Source organism: Methylobacterium sp. C1 (assembly GCF_001854385.1).
Taxonomy (GTDB): domain Bacteria; phylum Pseudomonadota; class Alphaproteobacteria; order Rhizobiales; family Beijerinckiaceae; genus Methylobacterium; species Methylobacterium radiotolerans.
Genome location: NZ_CP017640.1, coordinates 3,074,279 through 3,090,031, shown reverse-complemented (window position 1 = coordinate 3,090,031; position 15,753 = coordinate 3,074,279). Strand labels below are relative to the sequence as shown.

Here is a 15,753-nt window from a genome sequence, read left to right as displayed (position 1 = left end):
CGCCTCACTCCTCCGGAATGCGCGCCGGGGGCAGGGGACCGGCCGGGACGCCGCGCTCGCCGCGGACTGCCCGCCGCTCCCGCGCGGCGCGCGCCTCCTCGGGCGTCGGCGGCGCGGACGGGTAGTTCGACGCGAAGGGGTTGGGCGGAGCCCCGCGCCCGGAGCCACCGAACAGCTTGTCGAGGAAGCCTTCCTCGGCGCTCGCGGGACGGGCGACGAGGAGAAGGGCGAGGGCGAGGATCGGGCGAAGCTGCATCGTCAACGTCTGCGTGCCGGGACCGCGCCGGGTTAGGTCCACTTTCCGGCAGATCGGAGGCCGAGACCCCGTCGCCTGGAACCGCGGCGCGTCCGGCGGGTTCGCGCACAACGATGACCGGCGCGTACAGGAGGCGTGATGTCCGAGGTTACCTATCGCATCGTCGAGCACGACGGCGGCTTCGCCTACAAGGTCGGCGACGTGTTCTCCGAGACCTTCCCGAGCCGCGAGGAGGCGCTGCAGGCGGCGCAGGCCGCGGCGGCGGAGCAGCAGGTCCCCGGCTCGACCGAGGGGATCCGCTACCAGGATCAGGCCGGCGGCTGGCACGACGAGACCGCGCAGGGCAGCGATCGGCCCACCGCGCGGGTCGTGGAGTAGTCGCGGCGGGCGGGACGGAGATGCGGGATCCGGGGCAACGACGGGGATCGGCGTGGCGCGCGCGCGGCGCGTGACCCCGGCCGAGGCGCAGGCCGGCCGCAGGGCGCCCGCTCTGCCGAAGGGCGCGCGCCGGACGACCCCGTCGCCGGAGACGCTGGCGGCCCTCGGGCCAGACCGGCTGATCGCGCTGATCCTCGGCGAGACCGGGCGTAACCCGGCCTTCAAGAAGCTGGTGAGCGCCGCGCTCGCCTCGCTCCAGGGCCCCGAGGCCGTCGCGGCGATCGTCGATCGGCGCCTGACGGCCCTCGAGGGCGCCCAGGGCTACATCGACTGGCAGAAGCGCCGGACCTTCGCGGCCGATCTCAACACGACCGTGACGGTGATCCTCAACGAGCTGCGTCCCCTCGATCCGGCGGCCGCGCTCGACCGGCTCCGGCGCTTCCTCGACGGCGCCGACGCGGTCCTGAACCGCGTGGACGACAGCACCGGGGCCGTGCAGGGGGTGTTCGACCGCGCCTCCGCGGCCTTCGTGGAGATCGCCGGTTCCCTGCCGCCGGAGGACGCCGCCGGGGTGGCCGCGCGCCTCGTCGAGCCGTTCGCGGCGGATCCGTTCGGGCCCCTCGGGACCGTCCTCGGCGACATGATCCCGCGGCTGCCCGAGCCGGCCCTCGCCGAGATCGACGACCGGCTCGCCGCCGCCGCGGCGGCGCTCCCGCCGGGCGGGGATCCAAGGCGCGAGGCGACGCACCACCGGCAGGCGGCCCGGATCCAGATCCTGCGCCTGCGGCAGACCATCGCCGACCGGCGCGGCGACCCGGACGCCTTCATCGCTCTGGAAGGCCTGATGCTGCCGGGGCGGGAGAACCGCGTCGCGATCGCCCGGCGGCTCCTCGACGCCGGGCGCCCCGCCGAGGCGCTGGACTGGATCCGGCGCATGCAGGACCCGGGCCTGCGCATCGCGACCCGGGCCGACCTGATCGCCGGCTTCGACCTGCGCGGACCGGAACGGGAGCGGCAGGCTCTGGAGATCGAGATCCTCGACGCGCTCGGCCGGGGCGACGAGGCGCAGGCCCTGCGCTGGGGGCGATTCGAGCGCGAGCTCGACGCGCCGATGCTGCGCACCTTCCTCGCCAAGCTTCCGGATTTCGAGGACGAGGAGGCGCTCCAACGCGCCCTCGACCACGCCGAGGCGTTCCCGCAGCCGCACCGGGCTCTCGCCTTCCTGGCGGGTTGGCCGGACCTGCGCCGTGCGGCCGCGCTGGTTGTCGCGCGGCCCGCAATCTGGCAGGGCGACCAGTACGCGGTGCTGGCGCCGGTCGCCGAGGCGCTGGCGCAGCAGCATCCCCGGGCCGCGACGATCCTGTACCGCCGGCTCCTCGATTCCATCCTCGAGACCGGCCGCAGCGCCGCCTACCCGCACGGGGCGCGCTACCTCGCGGAACTCGACGCCCTGGCGCAACGCCTCGCGGCCGGCGACGTCGAGCCGGATCCGCAGGCCTACCGCGCGGCACTGCGGCAGGCGCACGGCCGCAAGCACGGGTTCTGGAGCCTGGTCCGGGACTGATCCGGGACTGATCCGGGCGGGCGGCTCAGTCCTCCAGCACGATGGCGTCGATCCGGTCCGGATAGAACGCCACGTGGTCGCGGATCGCCGCGACGGCCGGGTACGGGTTCCCGTAGCTCCAGACCGCGTCGGAACGACGGGTCCCGTCGACGACGAGATCGTAATAGTGGGCATCGCCCTTGTACGGGCAGTGGCTCGTGCGCGTCGAGGCGACGAAGTGCTCGGCCCGGATGTCGCTCCGCGGGACGTAGAAGACCGGCGGATACCGCGCCTCCTGCAGCCGCAGGGCGTTCCGGGTCTCGGCGACCGCGACGCCCGCCACGACGACGCGGACGCGGCGGGGCTCGGGCTCGACGGTGATCGGGTGGTCCGGTCCGGGACGCTTCACGGCGTGGTCCCTCCTTCGGGCTTCAGCTCGACGGTCCCGAGCGCGTCGGCGAGGCGCGTCTTCGCGGTCCCGGGCCGCAGGGGCTTCTGCTGGGTCTCGTGCGGCACCCAGCCCGAGAGCCACAGCACCTCGAAGGTCGCCCGCACGCGGCCGTCCGGGTCCGCGAACCGTTCGGCGTAGATCTCGGCCGTGCGCAGGAGCGTGGCCCGCCGCAGGGGCGTCCGCCGCCGCTCGGTGAGCACGTTGGTCATGCCCATGGCCCGCAGGTCGCGCATCAGGCCGAACGGGTCGGCGTAGCGGACGGTCAGCGTGTCGGTATCGGCCACCGGGAGCGCGAAGCCCGCGCGCTGCAGCAGTCCGCCGGCCTCGCGCACCGCCGCGAAGGGGGCCACGCGCGGACTGACCCCGCCCTCGACCTCGCTCTCGGCCTGGGCGAAGCTCTGGCGCAGCTCTGTCAGCGTGGCGCCGCCGAGCAGGCATCCGACGAACAGCCCGTCCGGCCGCAGGGCGCGGCGCAGCTGGATCAGCGTGCCCGGCAGGTCGTTCACGGCGTGGAGGGCCAGCAGCGACACGGCGAGGTCCAGGCTCCCGGGCGCCAGCGGCAGCGCCTCGGGATCTCCGACGACCAGGTCGCCGCCCGGCTCGGGCAGGGCCGCGAGGCGGACATGCCGCGCCGCCGGATAGCGCGCGGCGAGCAGCCGGGTCGCCGCGGGACGCGGCGTGGCGAGGTCGAGAACCGAGCCGAAGCTGCGCAGGACTGCGCCGAGCCGGTCGTCGAGATCCTCGGCGAGGCGGTCGAGGAGGAAGCCCGGGTAGCCGAGGCGCCCGGCACGGGCGAGGCGGCGGCGGGCGAGGGGCGTGTCGAACAGGGCGGCGGGAGCATCCATCAGCGGGCAGATGGCATCTGCGGTCGCGTCGCGCCACCGTCCCCGCGCACGGTCTCGTGAGCTGCGCTAGGCTGCTGGAACGACTCGGGAGGGTCGCTGTTCCTGCTGCAACCGGCCCAACGGCCGAGATTCCTCAGGGAGCACACATCATGAAGCGCATGCTCGTCGGGGCCGCCGTGGCCCTCACCACCCTGGCGGCCGCGGGCGGCGCCGAGGCGAAGGGCTGCATCAAGGGCGCCATCGTCGGCGGCATCGCGGGTCACTACGCCGGCCATCACGGCCTCGTTGGCGCCGCGGCCGGCTGCGCCATCGGCCGCCACCGCGCCAACGCGCGCGACCGTCAGGTCGAGCAGCAGCAGATGGCGCCGCAGGCGCGGCCTGTCTCGGCCCAGTAGGCGGGAACTCCGGTCGCGCGTTGCGCGCATGACGGCCCTCCAGGCCGTCGCCACGGCCCTGCGCGGTCTGCCGCGCGGGGTCGTCTCTCTGGTCTACCCGCCCACCTGCGCGGGCTGCGGCAGCGCCACCGCCGATCCGGGCGCCTTCTGCCCGTCGTGCTGGTCGAGCCTGCGCCTGATCGAGGAACCGGTCTGCCAGCGCTACGGCACGCCCTTCGCGCTCGATCTCGGGGTCGGCCCGCTGGTGTCGCCCCGGGCGATCGCGGAACCGCCGGTCTTCGGCCGCGCCCGGGCGGTCGCCCTCTACGATGCCGTGGCGCGACGGATCGTCCATCGCCTGAAATACGAGGACCGGCTCGATCTCGCCGGCGTCATGGCGCGGATGATGGCCGCGAGCGGCCGGACCCTGATCGCCGAGGCCGAGTGCCTCGTTCCGGTGCCGCTCCATCGCGGTCGCCTGTGGCGGCGGCGCTTCAACCAGTCGGCCCTGCTCGCGCGGGCGATCGCCGCTTCGGCGGGACGGCCGTGCGTCGCCACCGCCCTGGTGCGCGTGCGCGCCACGCGATCCCAGGTCGGCCTGAGCCGCGCGGCGCGGGCCGAGAACCTGAGCGGTGCCTTCCGGGTGACGGCCGCCGAACAGCACCGCATCCGCGGACGCCGGGTTCTCCTCGTCGACGACGTCATGACCACCGGCGCCACCGGCAACGCGGCCGCACGGGCGCTCCTGCGCGGCGGGGCGACGTCCGTGGACCTCCTGACCTTCGCCCTCGTCGGCGACCCCGCCGGCTGAGGGGCCGGCCGCCGCGGGCCCGGCACCGGCGACCGGCCTCCTCGCCCGGCCGCGACGCCCGGCCTCAGCGCCCGGCCTGCATCCGCTCCGGAAAGCTCGCCGCCAGGGTGAAGTCGAACGCCTCCGCGATCCCCTCGTACCAGAGCGAGAACGGCGTCGGACGCGCGAGGTGCAGGGCGCCCTCGATCTCGCGACCCTCGTGCTGGAGGGCCGCCCCGTGCTTGGCCGCGAGTCGCAGCATCGGCCCGTTGCCCGACAGGCAGCGGACGTGGAGGTCCTGGACGCCGCGATGCCGCGCCGAGCGGGCGATCCGGGCGAAGAGGGCGGCGCCGATCCCCTGCCGGCGGAAGGTCTGCTCGACCGCGAAGGCCGCCTCCGCGTGCGGCCCCAGGGCGTAGCGGGACGCGCCCGGGCCCATGGGCCGGAGTTCACCGAGACCGCGCAGCACGCCGCCCACGAAGGCGCCGTACATCACGCCCTCCGCGGTCAATGCCTGCGCGGCATAGGCCCGGACTCCGGCCTCGCTGACATTACCCATGAAGCGGCTCGCCCGGGTCTCCGGATCAAGCCGCAGGAAGTAGTCGAGGACCGCCGCGCGATCCGCCGGCCAGAGACGCCGGATGGTGTGGGCCGGCCCATCGAGGGCTTGTACCGCCATGATGAAGCTCCGGTTCGTGCGCGCTGTCGCGCGAAGTGGTCCGGACGCTCCTCCCAGAAGACCGCCGGGGTGTCGCATCCCCGTATCCATTGTGCAATGCAGCAGAGTGCGGGGCCGGCCGTCCGCGTGCCTGCCATGCGCAGGCCGACGGGACACTTCGAAGGGACGTTCGATGGGACGCTTCCCTGCGGCTGTTCGGCCGCGGGCTTGATTCAGGCCGAGCTTGCGCGGCACTGGAACGGGCCCCGGGTCGTTGACCGCCGACGCGGGCGCAAGGGGGTGCCGAACCGGTGCCGCGATCAGCAGCGAGGAACCGGCGGCGTGAACGACAGATCCGGCAAGTCCATCGCACCGTCGCCGGCGGCGCTCGCCGGCGCCGTCTCGCCCGGCCCGGTCCACGAGCGCTACGAGGCGCTGGTCGGCACCGGCGCCATCGAGCGCGATCCGGCCCAGGCGCACTTGGTGCGCGCCCTCGACCGGCTGGTCCTCGACCTTCAGCGCCGCAAGCGGGCCAGCAAGACGAGCGCCCTGGGATGGCTGTTCCGGCGCAAGGACGAGGCCGAGGCGATCAGGGGCCTCTACATCTGGGGCTCGGTCGGGCGCGGGAAGACCATGCTGATGGACCTGTTCCACGAGGCGGCGCCGGAGCCGAAAAGACGGGTCCATTTCCACGGCTTCCTCGCCGACGCGCACGAGCGCATCCACGCCTACCGGCAGGCGCTGAAGGCCGGCACCGTCAAGGGCGACGATCCGATCGGCCCGGTGGCCGACCAGCTCGCCGACGAGGCGACCCTGCTGTGCTTCGACGAGTTCACCGTCACCGACATCGCCGACGCGATGATCCTGGGGCGCCTGTTCAACCACCTGTTCCGGCGCGGCGTCACCGTCGTCGCGACCTCGAACGTCGAGCCGGACCGGCTCTACGAGGGCGGCCTCAACCGGGCGCTGTTCCTGCCCTTCGTGGCGACCCTCAAGGAGCGCGTCGACGTCGTCCGGCTCGATTCCCGGACCGATTTCCGGCTCGAGAAGCTCGGCGGCGCGGCCGTCTACCATGTGCCGGCCGACGCGGCGGCGCGCGCGGCCCTCGATGCCGCCTTCAAGGCCCTGACCGGAAAGGCCCGCGGCCTCCCGACGACGGTCACGGTCCACGGCCGGGCCGTGGCGGTTCCGGAGCAGGCGACCGGGGTAGCCCGGTTCGGCTTCGACGATCTGTGCCGCCAGCCCCTCGGCGCCTCCGACTACATGGCGCTCGCCCGCGCCTACCACACGGTGATCCTGGACGGGATCCCGGTGATGGGGGAGGCGGAGCGGAACGAGGCCAAGCGCTTCATCACGCTGGTCGACACGCTCTACGACCGGCACGTGAAGCTCGTCGCCTCCGCGGCGGCGGAAGCGCAGGACCTCTACACCGCCCAGACCGGCCGCGAGGCCTTCGAGTTCGACCGGACCGTCTCGCGCCTGATCGAGATGCGCTCGCGGGAGTATCTCGGCCAGCCGCACGGCCGGCCGGACTCCGAGGCGTCGGGCGCCAGCACCGGGCTGGTGGAGACGTGAGCGCCCCGTCGCGTGCCGGATCGATCTTCGGGCTGCGTCGGCGCAACTGGCGCGGCGCCGGCCCGCTGGGCTGGCTCCTGGGCTCCCCGGCGGCCTTCCTCCTGCTGATCGTCGCCCTGGGCAGCGGCACGGCCAACTACGTGACCGGCGAGACCGATCGGGCCGCGACCGCCCGGGCGAACGCGACGATCGCCGGGATCGAGCGCCTGATCTCCGAGGTCAAGGACCTGGAGACGGGCGAGCGCGGCTTCGTGCTGGTCGGCAGCGAGGATTACCTCCGCCCGTACACGACTGCCCTCACCAAGATCGACACGGAGCTGACCGGCCTCGGCGCGGCCGCGCAGGACCCGGTGCGGGCCGGCGGTCCGTCGCTGGCCGGGCTGATCGCGCAGAAGCGCGATTTCGCCGCCCGGGTGGTCGAGGCGCGGCGGAACCAGGGCTTCGACGCCGCCATCGACCTCGTCCGGACCGGCGAGGGCAAGCGCCTGATGGACGCGATCCGCGCCGAGGCGGCGGCCCGCCAGGCCGCGACCCTCGAGCAGCTCGCCACCCTGCAGGCGCGCGAGGGCTGGCGCGGGCTCCTGCTCTTCCTGACCTCCGCCGCGGCGGCCCTCGGGGCGATCGTGCTGCTCGCGCGCCTCGCCCTGGTGCGACGGCAGGAATCCCTGCGCATGTCGCGCCTCCTCGACGGCGTGCTCGCCAACGCGCCGGTGGGGCTCGGTTTCCTCGACCGCGACCTGAAGATCCGGCACATGAACCGGGCCCTCGCCACGATGAGCGAGCGCGGCTTCGGGGCCGATCTCGGCGCGCCGATCTGGGCCATGCTCCCGACGCTGCGGGAGGAGCTGGCGCCGAAGCTGGCCGCGGCCCTGACGGAAGGCCTGGTCTCGCCGAACGTGCCGGTCGCGGTGCCGACCCCCTCGGCGCCGGGCGGCGTGCGGCACTTCTCGATGAGCTTCTACCCGCTTCGGGGCGAGGAGAGCGCGGCGGCCGATCAGAGTGTCGAGGGCGTCGGCCTCGTGGTGGTCGACGAGACCATCCGCCACCTCGCGGAGGCCCGGCTCCGGCGGAGCGAGGAGCGCTTCCGCTCGCTGATCGAGGCGAGCGCCGCCATCGTCTGGACCGCCAACCCGGAAGGGAGCCTCCACCGCCGTCAGACCGCCTGGACGCGCTTCACCGGCCAGGACGAGGCCGCCTACGCGGGGCTCGGCTTCCTCGACGCGATTCACCCGGACGACCGTGCGCACACCCGCGCCGCGTGGACCCGCGCGGTCACCAGCCTGGAACCCTACGCCACCGAGCACCGGATGCGCGCCGCCTCCGGCGCCTACCGGCACATGAGCGTGCGGGCCGTCCCGATCCTCGAACCCGACGGCACCCTGCGGGAGTGGGTCGGGACCCACACGGACATCACCGAGCGCAAGGAGGCCGAGGCCGCGATCGAGGCGGCGCGCGCGGCCGCCGAGGCCGCCAACGCGGCCAAGAGCCAGTTCCTGGCCAATATGAGCCACGAGTTGCGCACCCCGCTCTCGGCGGTGATCGGCTATTCCGAGATGGTGCAGGAGGAGCTCGAGGATATCGGCGAGGCCGATCTCGTCACCGACATGAAGAAGATCGAGACCAACGCCCGCCACCTGCTCGGCCTGATCAACGACGTGCTCGACATCTCGAAGATCGAGGCCGACCGGGTCGAGATCTACGCCGAGGACTTCGAGGTCGCCGCCGTGGTGCAGGAGGTGGCGGTGACGGTCGAGGGACTCGTCGCCAAGAAGGGCAACACGCTGGCGCTCGAGCTGGAGCCGGGTCTGGGCAGCGCCCACACCGACGTCACCAAGCTGCGCCAGTGCCTGATCAACCTCCTGAGCAACGCGGCGAAGTTCACCGAGGACGGTCGCATCACCCTGGCGGTCACCCGCGCCGACGGCGCGCTACGCTTCGCCGTGACCGACACCGGCATCGGCATGACGCAGGAGCAGCTCGGCAAGCTGTTCGAGCGGTTCACCCAGGCCGACGCCTCCACGACGCGGCGGTTCGGCGGCACCGGGCTCGGGCTCGCGATCACCCGGGCCTTCGCCGAGATGCTGGGCGGCGCGATCGCGGTCGAGAGCCGGGACGGGGCCGGCACGACCTTCACGCTGACGCTGCCGGCACGCTTCGAGACCGGCGCGGGCGAGGACGCGGGCCCGGCCGCCTCGGATCCCGGAGAGCGGGGGACGATCCTGGTGGTCGACGACGACGCCGCGACCCGCGATCTGCTGGCGCGCTTCCTGGAGCGCGAGGGCTTCGCGGTGACGGTCGCCGAGGACGGGCGGCGCGGGCTCGATCTCGCCCGCAGCCTGCATCCTCGGGCCGTGCTCCTCGACGTCACCATGCCGCAGATGGACGGATGGGCGGTGCTGCGGGCGATCCGGGCCGATCCCGAGATCGGCGCGACGCCGATCGTGATGGTGACGGTTCTGGACGAGCAGAATCTCGCCTTCTCCCTCGGCGCCACCGACTACCTGCAGAAGCCGCTCGACTGGGGCAGCCTGCGCCAGATCGTCGAGCGCTTCCGGCCCGCCTCCGGCGACGGCGCGATCCTCGTGGTCGAGGACGAGGCCGACGTGCGCGACCACGTCTGCGCCTATCTCGCGCGCGAGGGCTTCCCGGTCCGCGAGGCGGAGAACGGTCTGCGCGCCCTCGAATCCCTGGAGGCCGAACGGCCGTCCCTCATCCTCCTCGACCTGATGATGCCGGAGATGGACGGCTTCGCGTTTCTCCGGGCGCTCCGGGCCCGCCCGGACAGCCGCGACGTGCCGGTGGTGGTGCTCACCGCCAAGGACATCACGGCCGAGGATCGCCGCCGTCTGGCCGGTCAGGCCGACCGCGTGCTCGCCAAGGGCTCGACCGGCCTCAACGAGCTCGCCCGCGAGCTGCGCGCCCTGATCCCGGCGACCGAGGACACGGCCGGACCGCGAACCTTGCCCGTCTGAGCGCCCGCGGAGGACGGGCGGTATCGGCCCCGGGTCAGGGACGGGTGCCGCGTCAGAGGCCCCGGAACGCCAGCATCAGCGCGCCGACGGCGATCCCCCACAGGGCCAGCGTCGACCAGATCGCGCGGTAGCGTTCGTTGCGGGCGAAGCGCTCCAGCCGGCGGGCGTCGCCCGTGCCGGCCTCGTCGAGGCGGACCAGCACGCGCTTCAACCGCATGGCGAGGTCCGGAATGTCACCGACGACGTCGGAGATGACCTTGAGCGCTTCCAGGCCGCTCTGCGCCCGGCCGACCGGCCCCATGTTCCGGGCGATCCAGGCGCGCACGACCGGCTCGGCCGTGGTCCACATGTCGAGACGCGGGTCGAGGGAGCGGGCGACGCCCTCCACCACCACCATGGTCTTCTGGAGCATCACCAGCTCGGTGCGGGTGCTCATGTCGAACAGGGCCGTGACGTCGAACAGCAGGGTCAGGACCTTGGCCATCGAGATCTCGTCGGCCCGGCGCTGGTGGATCGGCTCGCCGATCGCGCGGATCGCCTGCGCGAAATCCTCCACGGAGTGGTGGGCCGGCACGTAGCCCGCCTCGAAGTGGACCTTCGCCACCCGGCGATAGTCGCGCAGGATGAAGCCCAGGAGGATCTCGGCGAGGAAGCGGCGCTCGTTCGGGCCGAGGCGGCCCATGATGCCGAAATCGACCGCCACGAGACGGCCCTCGGCGTCGACCAGCAGGTTCCCCTGGTGCATGTCGGCGTGGAAGAAGCCGTCGCGGATCGCGTGCCGCAGGAAGCTCTGGATGACGGTCCGCCCGATGGTCTGCGGATCGTGCCCTTGGGCGGCGAGCTCCGCGGCGCTGTGCAGGCGGGTGCCCTCGATCCACTCGGCCGACAGCACCTCGCGGGCGGTCAGCTCCCATTCCGGCTTCGGCACGCGGAAGTCGGGATCGTCCTTGGTGTTCTCGGCGAGTTCGGAGGCGGCCGCCGCCTCCAGGCGGAAATCCATCTCCATCAGCACCGAGCGCGCGAGGATCTCCACCACCTCGCGCGGCCGCAGCCGCTCCGCCTGCGGGGACAGGGCGTGCACCACCCGGGCCATGAAGCGCATGACCTCGAGGTCGCGCATGAAGCGCTCGCGGACGCCGGGCCGCATCACCTTCACGGCGAGGGCGCGCTGCGTGCCGTCGGGATCCTGCACGATCGCCTTGTGGACCTGCGCGATCGAGGCGGCCGCGATCGGCTCGCTGAACGAGACGAACAGCGCGCTCACGGGCTTGCCGAGGGCGGCCTCGACCGTGCGGAGCGCGACCGCCTGCGGGAAGGGCGGCACCCGGTCCTGCAGCTTCTCCAGGTCGAAGGCGGCGCGCATCCCGACGATGTCGGGCCGCGTCGCCAGGAACTGGCCGAACTTGACGTAGGACGGGCCGAGGCGCGTCATGGCCGCCGACAGCCGGGCGGCCCCGTCGTCGAGGCCAGGCCGCTCGAGGGAGCGGCCGATCCGCAGGGCGAGCCGCAGGTGCGGCGGCAGCTCGGAGGGATCGGCGAAGGCGAGGGCGCCCTCGCGGGCCAGCACGAAGCCGACCCGGGCGCCGCGGAACAGGTTGACGGCGGCGCTGATCACCGGTGCTGGCTCCCGTCGCGCGCGGGGGCGCTCAAGAGACCTTCCAGCCCGAATGGATCGCCACGATCCCGCCCGTGAGCGCCCGGTCGGTGACGTGCCGGAAGCCCGCGCGCTCGATCATGCCCGCGAAGGCGCCGCGGGTCGGGAACTTCCGGATCGACTCCACGAGGTAGCGGTAGGACTCGGCGTCCCCGGCCACCCGGGCGCCGATGCGCGGGATCACGTTGAACGAGTAGGCGTCGTAGATGCGGTCGAGCAGCGGGATGTCGACGGCGGAGAATTCCAGGCAGAGGAAGCGCCCGCCGGGCTTCAGCACGCGCCGCGCCTCGGCGAGGGCCGTCTCGATCCGCGGCACGTTCCGGATGCCGAAGGCGATCGTGTAGGCGTCGAAGGACGCGTCGGGCAGCGGCAGGGCCTCGGCGTTGCCGGTCACGAAGGCGATCCGGTCGCCGGCCTCGTCGACCCTGCGCTCCCGCGCCCGCTCGGCGCCGACCCGCAGCATCGACTCGTTGATGTCGAGGACGGTGACGCGGGTGCGCGGACCGCCGGCGGCCAGCACGCGGAACGCCACGTCGCCGGTCCCGCCGGCGACGTCGAGATGCGCGAAGGCGCGGTTCTGCGGCGGTCGCAGCATCGAGACGAGCTGCGCCTTCCAGGCCCGGTGCAGGCCCGCCGACATCAGGTCGTTCATGATGTCGTAGCGGCGGGCGACCGAGTGGAAGACGCTGTCGACGCGCCCCTGCTTCTCGTCGAGCGCCACGCGCTCGAAGCCGAAATCCGCGCTCGCGCGCTCAGACGCCCCGTCTCCGGCCTTCATGACGCTCCCAATCCTCGATGGGCGCGTCATAGCGAAGGTCGCGCCCGACCGCCATGCGTCGAAACAGGCGGCTGGGGATCGGACCCGGTGCTGCGACGCGCCGAAGGGGTGTCTCAGCCGACCCGGGCGCGGAGCGCGTCCGCCACGGCGCCGGCCATGGCGCGCGTGCCCATCGGGTTGACACCGGCGCCGGCGATGTCGGCGGTGCGCGCGCCGCCCGCGAGGGCGTCGGTGATGGCGCCGTCGAGGGCGTCGGCGGCGTCGCCGAGGCCGAAGGAGTAGCGCAGGCACATGGCGAGCGAGCCGATCATGGCGATCGGGTTGGCCTTGTCCTGGCCGGCGATGTCGGGGGCCGAGCCGTGGACCGGCTCGTAGAGCGCCCGCCGCAGGCCGCTCGCGTCGACCGCCCCGAGGGAGGCCGAGGGCAGCATGCCGAGGGAGCCGGTGAGCATGGCGGCGATGTCGGAGAGCACGTCGCCGAACAGGTTGTCGGTCACCAGCACGTCGAACTGCTTCGGCCGGCGCACCAGCTGCATGGCGCAGTTATCGGCCAGGATGTGCTCCAGCTGCAGGTCGGCGTAGTGCTCGGCGTGCACCCTGGTGACGACCTCCTTCCAGAGGACGCCCGACTTCATCACGTTGTGCTTCTCGGCCGAGGCGACCCGGCCCGAGCGCTTGCCCGCGAGGTCGAAGGCCACGTGGGCGATCCGCTCGATCTCGGCCGTCGTGTAGACCTGGGTGTCGACCGCCCGCTTGGAGCCGTCCTCCAGCGTGGTGATCTCCTTCGGCTCGCCGAAATAGACGCCGCCGGTCAGCTCCCGGACGATCATGATGTCGAGCCCCTCGACCAGCTCGCGCTTCAGCGCCGAGGCCTCGGCCAGGGCCGGGTAGCAGATCGCCGGGCGCAGGTTGGCGAAGAGGTCCAGCTCCTTGCGCAGGCGCAGCAGGCCGGCCTCGGGGCGGTTCTCGTAGGCGACGCCGGCCCATTTCGGTCCGCCGACCGCGCCGAGCAGGATCGCGTCCGCGTCCTTGGCGCGCTGCAGGGTCGCGTCCGCCAGCGGGACGCCGTGCGCGTCGATGGCGCAGCCGCCGACGAGGTCGGTCTCGGTCTCGAAGGTCGCGAGACCGGTCTCCTTGAGGGTGTCGAGCACCACCTGCATGCCGCCGGCGACCTCCGGGCCGATCCCGTCGCCGGGGAGGAGGAGGAGCTTGTAGCTGGCCATGACGGTCTCGCGGGTTCGGTCTCGACGTGCCGGCGGGCTTTATCGAGGCTGCACCGTCATTGGCAAGCATCGGCGTCCAGCATCGGCGTCCCGCATCGGCCGGGCGCCCGCCCGCGCACCGGGGGGATCGCGCCCCCGCGATCAGAGCATCGCGACCCGGCCGGTGCCGATGTCGTAGAAGCCGCCCACGACCTTCACGCGCCCGGCGGCGACGGCCTCCGCGAGGATGGGCCCGGCCTGTTGCAGGCGCCGGACACTGTGCCGAACGTTCTGGGCGATGGCCTCGGCCAGGGGATCCTGCGCCCGCGCCTTCTCGGCCAGGTCCACCGCCGGGCGAATCGCGTCGATCAGTACGGGGAGATGACCGGGAAGGGTCGCGTCGGTCTTCATGACGTCGATCGTCGCCTTCACGGCCCCGCAATCGGAGTGGCCGAGCACGAGGATCAGCGGCGCCCCGAGTACCGACACGCCGTATTCCAGGCTGGCGAGGCCGTCGGTGGTGACGAAGTTGCCGGCGACGCGGACGACGAACAGATCGCCCGGTCCCTGGTCGAAGATGAAGTCCGGGGCGACCCGGGCGTCGGCGCAGCCGACGATGCAGGCGATCGGGTACTGCGCCGCGGCGCGCGCGGCGCGACCGGCCGCGAAGTCCCGATTCGCCGGCGTGTTGGCCACGTAGCGGCCGTTGCCGTCGCGCAGTCGCGTCAGGGCCGCCTCGGGCGTGATGGCGTTCGATCGCGCCCCGTCGAGGGCCGCCTCGGCGCGCCGGATCCCGGCGGAAGCCCCCATCGCGGTACCGGCCGCCGCGGCCGCCAGCAGGCCGCGCCGGGAGAGAGAGGGTCGATGCAGATCGCACACGGTGGACGGTCCCCTTCGCATCTGAGGCCGGCCAGGCCCGGCGGACCGCTCGCTTCGGCAGCGCTGAGACAAGCACTGCGAGTCGTATCCCGGCGCGTTCTTCACCACAGAGTCCAAACTTTGCAGGAAATCCTGGACCTGAGGCCGGGCGCGGGGCATCCCTCCGGTCCGGATCCGGCTGAACCGGGGCACGGATGTTGGACGATCATTTCCGGGATCGGATCGCTCTGCTTCGATCCGAGCGCGGTTTCCGCCCGGCGGTCGCCGGTTACTGCCGGGGCATGATCGAGCCGGCGCAGATAGTTTGGCCCAGCCACAAGCTGCTCAACCAGATCGGGCGCTACGTGGTCTCGTTCATGCTGATCCACAACGACTACGCGTGGCGTCACCACGGCGGCCCCCGCCCCACCCTGACGGCCCTGCAGGCCATGGTGGGATCGAGCCCGCGGCAGACGGCCGGCTTCGTGTCGGCGCTGAAGGCCGGACGCTTCGTCACCGCGGTGGCGGACCGCGGCGACGGGCGGGTGAAATGCCTGCAGGCCGCGCCGGCCCTCGTCACCGAGATCGCGCGCAGCGGGCGCCTGTTCGTCGCCGCCATGGACGCCGTCGAGCGCCGCGACCCCGGCCGCGCCGGGACGCTCGACGGCCCGGACCGGCTCGGGGAACTGGTCCGCCGGTCGGCCGCCCACGTGCTGCGGCACGGCACGCTCATCGCCCCGTTCCCGCGGGTGCTCAAGTTCGCCGGTCGGGACTGCGGCTACCCGCTGCTCACCGCCCTCGTCGGGGCCCACTACGCCGTCACGGTGCCCGGAGCGCCGGCGGCGGTCTCGCTCAGCCTGCGCGGCCTCGCCGAGCGTCTGGACGTGTCGCGGGCCCATATCGGCAATCTGCTCGGCGAGGCTGAGGCGGCGGGATGGATCCGGATCACCGACGGCCGCCTGACAGCCCTCGATCCGACGCTGCTGGCGGAATTCGAGGCCTGGGCCGCCGGGCAGATGCTGTTCTACGACGATCTCGCGGCGGCGATCCTCGCAGCGCCGCCGGCCGCGACCGTCCCGGCCCGCGCGTCCTGACGCCGGTCTCGCTTGTGTTCCGGCCGCTGCGGGGATACCTACGGGCGGCACCGCGCCGTGAGACCGTCCCGCGCGGGCCGCCGACAGGAGAGACGAGCCTTGGCCAGAGCCGGCTCAGCGACCGAGACCGCCCGCGCCGCCTCTACGGCGCTTCGGTCCCGTGCGCGCCGCTCCAGGCTCCTTCTTCCGCTCCTGCTTACCCGCCCCTGAGGGCCGTCCGGGCGCGCGCCTGGGCCTTCAGGGGAGTTCTTTCATTCGCGAATCCGCCCGCGAGGGCACCACGCCGCGCCGCGCCATCCCGTGCCGGGCGGCCCGCGACAGGGTA

15 protein-coding genes are annotated in these 15,753 nt (G+C 73.3%); 7 read left to right on the top strand and 8 right to left on the bottom strand.

What is annotated here, in order from left to right; genetic code table 11:
* Positions 1-4: 4 nt before the first annotated feature.
* Positions 5-256: a hypothetical protein gene (locus BKE41_RS14360; RefSeq protein WP_053622117.1), complete on the bottom strand. Its 252-nt coding sequence runs from the start codon at positions 254-256 to the stop codon at positions 5-7.
* A gap of 138 nt (positions 257-394) precedes the next feature.
* Between BKE41_RS14360 and BKE41_RS14355 the strand changes: the two genes are divergently transcribed.
* Both BKE41_RS14355 and BKE41_RS14350 read left to right on the top strand, forming a co-directional pair.
* On the top strand, positions 395-634 hold the full coding sequence (locus BKE41_RS14355; protein ID WP_012319633.1) for a hypothetical protein: 240 nt from the start codon (positions 395-397) through the stop codon (positions 632-634).
* Between the two features lie 52 nt (positions 635-686).
* Positions 687-2,198 carry a DUF6880 family protein gene (locus BKE41_RS14350; RefSeq protein ID WP_070999662.1) on the top strand — a complete coding sequence of 504 codons (1,512 nt, stop codon included), beginning with the start codon at positions 687-689 and terminating at the stop codon, positions 2,196-2,198.
* Positions 2,199-2,223: 25 nt separating this feature from the next.
* Here the strand turns inward: BKE41_RS14350 and BKE41_RS14345 are convergent, their stop codons facing one another.
* Together BKE41_RS14345 and BKE41_RS14340 are read right to left on the bottom strand one after the other, a co-directional pair.
* Positions 2,224-2,586, bottom strand: coding sequence for a DUF427 domain-containing protein (locus BKE41_RS14345; RefSeq protein ID WP_070999660.1), 363 nt, complete (start codon positions 2,584-2,586; stop codon positions 2,224-2,226).
* A complete protein-coding gene (locus tag BKE41_RS14340; RefSeq protein ID WP_029360596.1) occupies positions 2,583-3,473 on the bottom strand; it encodes a methyltransferase domain-containing protein in 891 nt (296 codons plus the stop codon). Before BKE41_RS14340 ends, BKE41_RS14345 begins: the two co-directional genes overlap by 4 nt.
* A gap of 149 nt (positions 3,474-3,622) precedes the next feature.
* Between BKE41_RS14340 and BKE41_RS14335 the strand changes: the two genes are divergently transcribed.
* Positions 3,623-3,868, top strand: coding sequence for a hypothetical protein (locus tag BKE41_RS14335; protein WP_012319629.1), 246 nt, complete (start codon positions 3,623-3,625; stop codon positions 3,866-3,868).
* A gap of 28 nt (positions 3,869-3,896) precedes the next feature.
* On the top strand, positions 3,897-4,658 hold the full coding sequence (locus tag BKE41_RS14330) for a ComF family protein (RefSeq protein WP_012319628.1): 762 nt from the start codon (positions 3,897-3,899) through the stop codon (positions 4,656-4,658).
* Positions 4,659-4,722: 64 nt separating this feature from the next.
* On the opposite strand, the gene BKE41_RS14325 is transcribed toward BKE41_RS14330, so the two are convergent.
* Positions 4,723-5,316 (bottom strand): GNAT family N-acetyltransferase, encoded by a 594-nt coding sequence (locus BKE41_RS14325; RefSeq protein ID WP_012319627.1) that lies wholly within the window; start codon positions 5,314-5,316, stop codon positions 4,723-4,725.
* Between the two features lie 321 nt (positions 5,317-5,637).
* Between BKE41_RS14325 and zapE the strand changes: the two genes are divergently transcribed.
* Positions 5,638-6,870 carry a cell division protein ZapE gene (zapE, locus tag BKE41_RS14320; RefSeq protein WP_024829764.1) on the top strand — a complete coding sequence of 411 codons (1,233 nt, stop codon included), beginning with the start codon at positions 5,638-5,640 and terminating at the stop codon, positions 6,868-6,870.
* Positions 6,867-9,842: a response regulator gene (locus tag BKE41_RS14315; RefSeq protein WP_199825844.1), complete on the top strand. Its 2,976-nt coding sequence runs from the start codon at positions 6,867-6,869 to the stop codon at positions 9,840-9,842. The genes zapE and BKE41_RS14315 overlap by 4 nt, the downstream gene beginning before the upstream one ends.
* Positions 9,843-9,894: 52 nt before the next feature.
* Here the strand turns inward: BKE41_RS14315 and ubiB are convergent, their stop codons facing one another.
* The 4 genes from ubiB to BKE41_RS14295 form a co-directional block, all read right to left on the bottom strand.
* Positions 9,895-11,457, bottom strand: a complete 1,563-nt coding sequence (gene ubiB / locus BKE41_RS14310; protein ID WP_043073869.1) for a 2-polyprenylphenol 6-hydroxylase — start codon at positions 11,455-11,457, stop codon at positions 9,895-9,897.
* Positions 11,458-11,488: 31 nt separating this feature from the next.
* Positions 11,489-12,274, bottom strand: coding sequence for a bifunctional demethylmenaquinone methyltransferase/2-methoxy-6-polyprenyl-1,4-benzoquinol methylase UbiE (gene ubiE, locus BKE41_RS14305; RefSeq protein WP_012319623.1), 786 nt, complete (start codon positions 12,272-12,274; stop codon positions 11,489-11,491).
* Between the two features lie 113 nt (positions 12,275-12,387).
* Positions 12,388-13,497: a 3-isopropylmalate dehydrogenase gene (gene leuB / locus BKE41_RS14300; RefSeq protein ID WP_070999658.1), complete on the bottom strand. Its 1,110-nt coding sequence runs from the start codon at positions 13,495-13,497 to the stop codon at positions 12,388-12,390.
* A gap of 141 nt (positions 13,498-13,638) precedes the next feature.
* The gene (locus BKE41_RS14295; RefSeq protein ID WP_041372334.1) at positions 13,639-14,355 is read right to left on the bottom strand and encodes a carbonic anhydrase; all 717 of its coding nucleotides are present in this window, start codon (positions 14,353-14,355) and stop codon (positions 13,639-13,641) included.
* Positions 14,356-14,636: 281 nt separating this feature from the next.
* Between BKE41_RS14295 and BKE41_RS14290 the strand changes: the two genes are divergently transcribed.
* Positions 14,637-15,428, top strand: a complete 792-nt coding sequence (locus BKE41_RS14290; RefSeq protein ID WP_029360599.1) for a hypothetical protein — start codon at positions 14,637-14,639, stop codon at positions 15,426-15,428.
* Positions 15,429-15,753 lie beyond the last annotated feature (325 nt).

Bases quoted from the DNA above. Each gene is read 5' to 3' on its own strand.
- BKE41_RS14360 (WP_053622117.1), bottom strand. From the start codon at position 256: ATGCAGCTTCGCCCGATCCTCGCCCTCGCCCTTCTCCTCGTCGCCCGT.
- BKE41_RS14355 (WP_012319633.1), top strand. From the start codon at position 395: ATGTCCGAGGTTACCTATCGCATCGTCGAGCACGACGGCGGCTTCGCC.
- BKE41_RS14340 (WP_029360596.1), bottom strand. From the start codon at position 3,473: ATGGATGCTCCCGCCGCCCTGTTCGACACGCCCCTCGCCCGCCGCCGC.
- BKE41_RS14335 (WP_012319629.1), top strand. From the start codon at position 3,623: ATGAAGCGCATGCTCGTCGGGGCCGCCGTGGCCCTCACCACCCTGGCG.
- BKE41_RS14330 (WP_012319628.1), top strand. From the start codon at position 3,897: ATGACGGCCCTCCAGGCCGTCGCCACGGCCCTGCGCGGTCTGCCGCGC.
- BKE41_RS14325 (WP_012319627.1), bottom strand. From the start codon at position 5,316: ATGGCGGTACAAGCCCTCGATGGGCCGGCCCACACCATCCGGCGTCTC.
- ubiE (WP_012319623.1), bottom strand. From the start codon at position 12,274: ATGAAGGCCGGAGACGGGGCGTCTGAGCGCGCGAGCGCGGATTTCGGC.
- leuB (WP_070999658.1), bottom strand. From the start codon at position 13,497: ATGGCCAGCTACAAGCTCCTCCTCCTCCCCGGCGACGGGATCGGCCCG.
- BKE41_RS14290 (WP_029360599.1), top strand. From the start codon at position 14,637: ATGATCGAGCCGGCGCAGATAGTTTGGCCCAGCCACAAGCTGCTCAAC.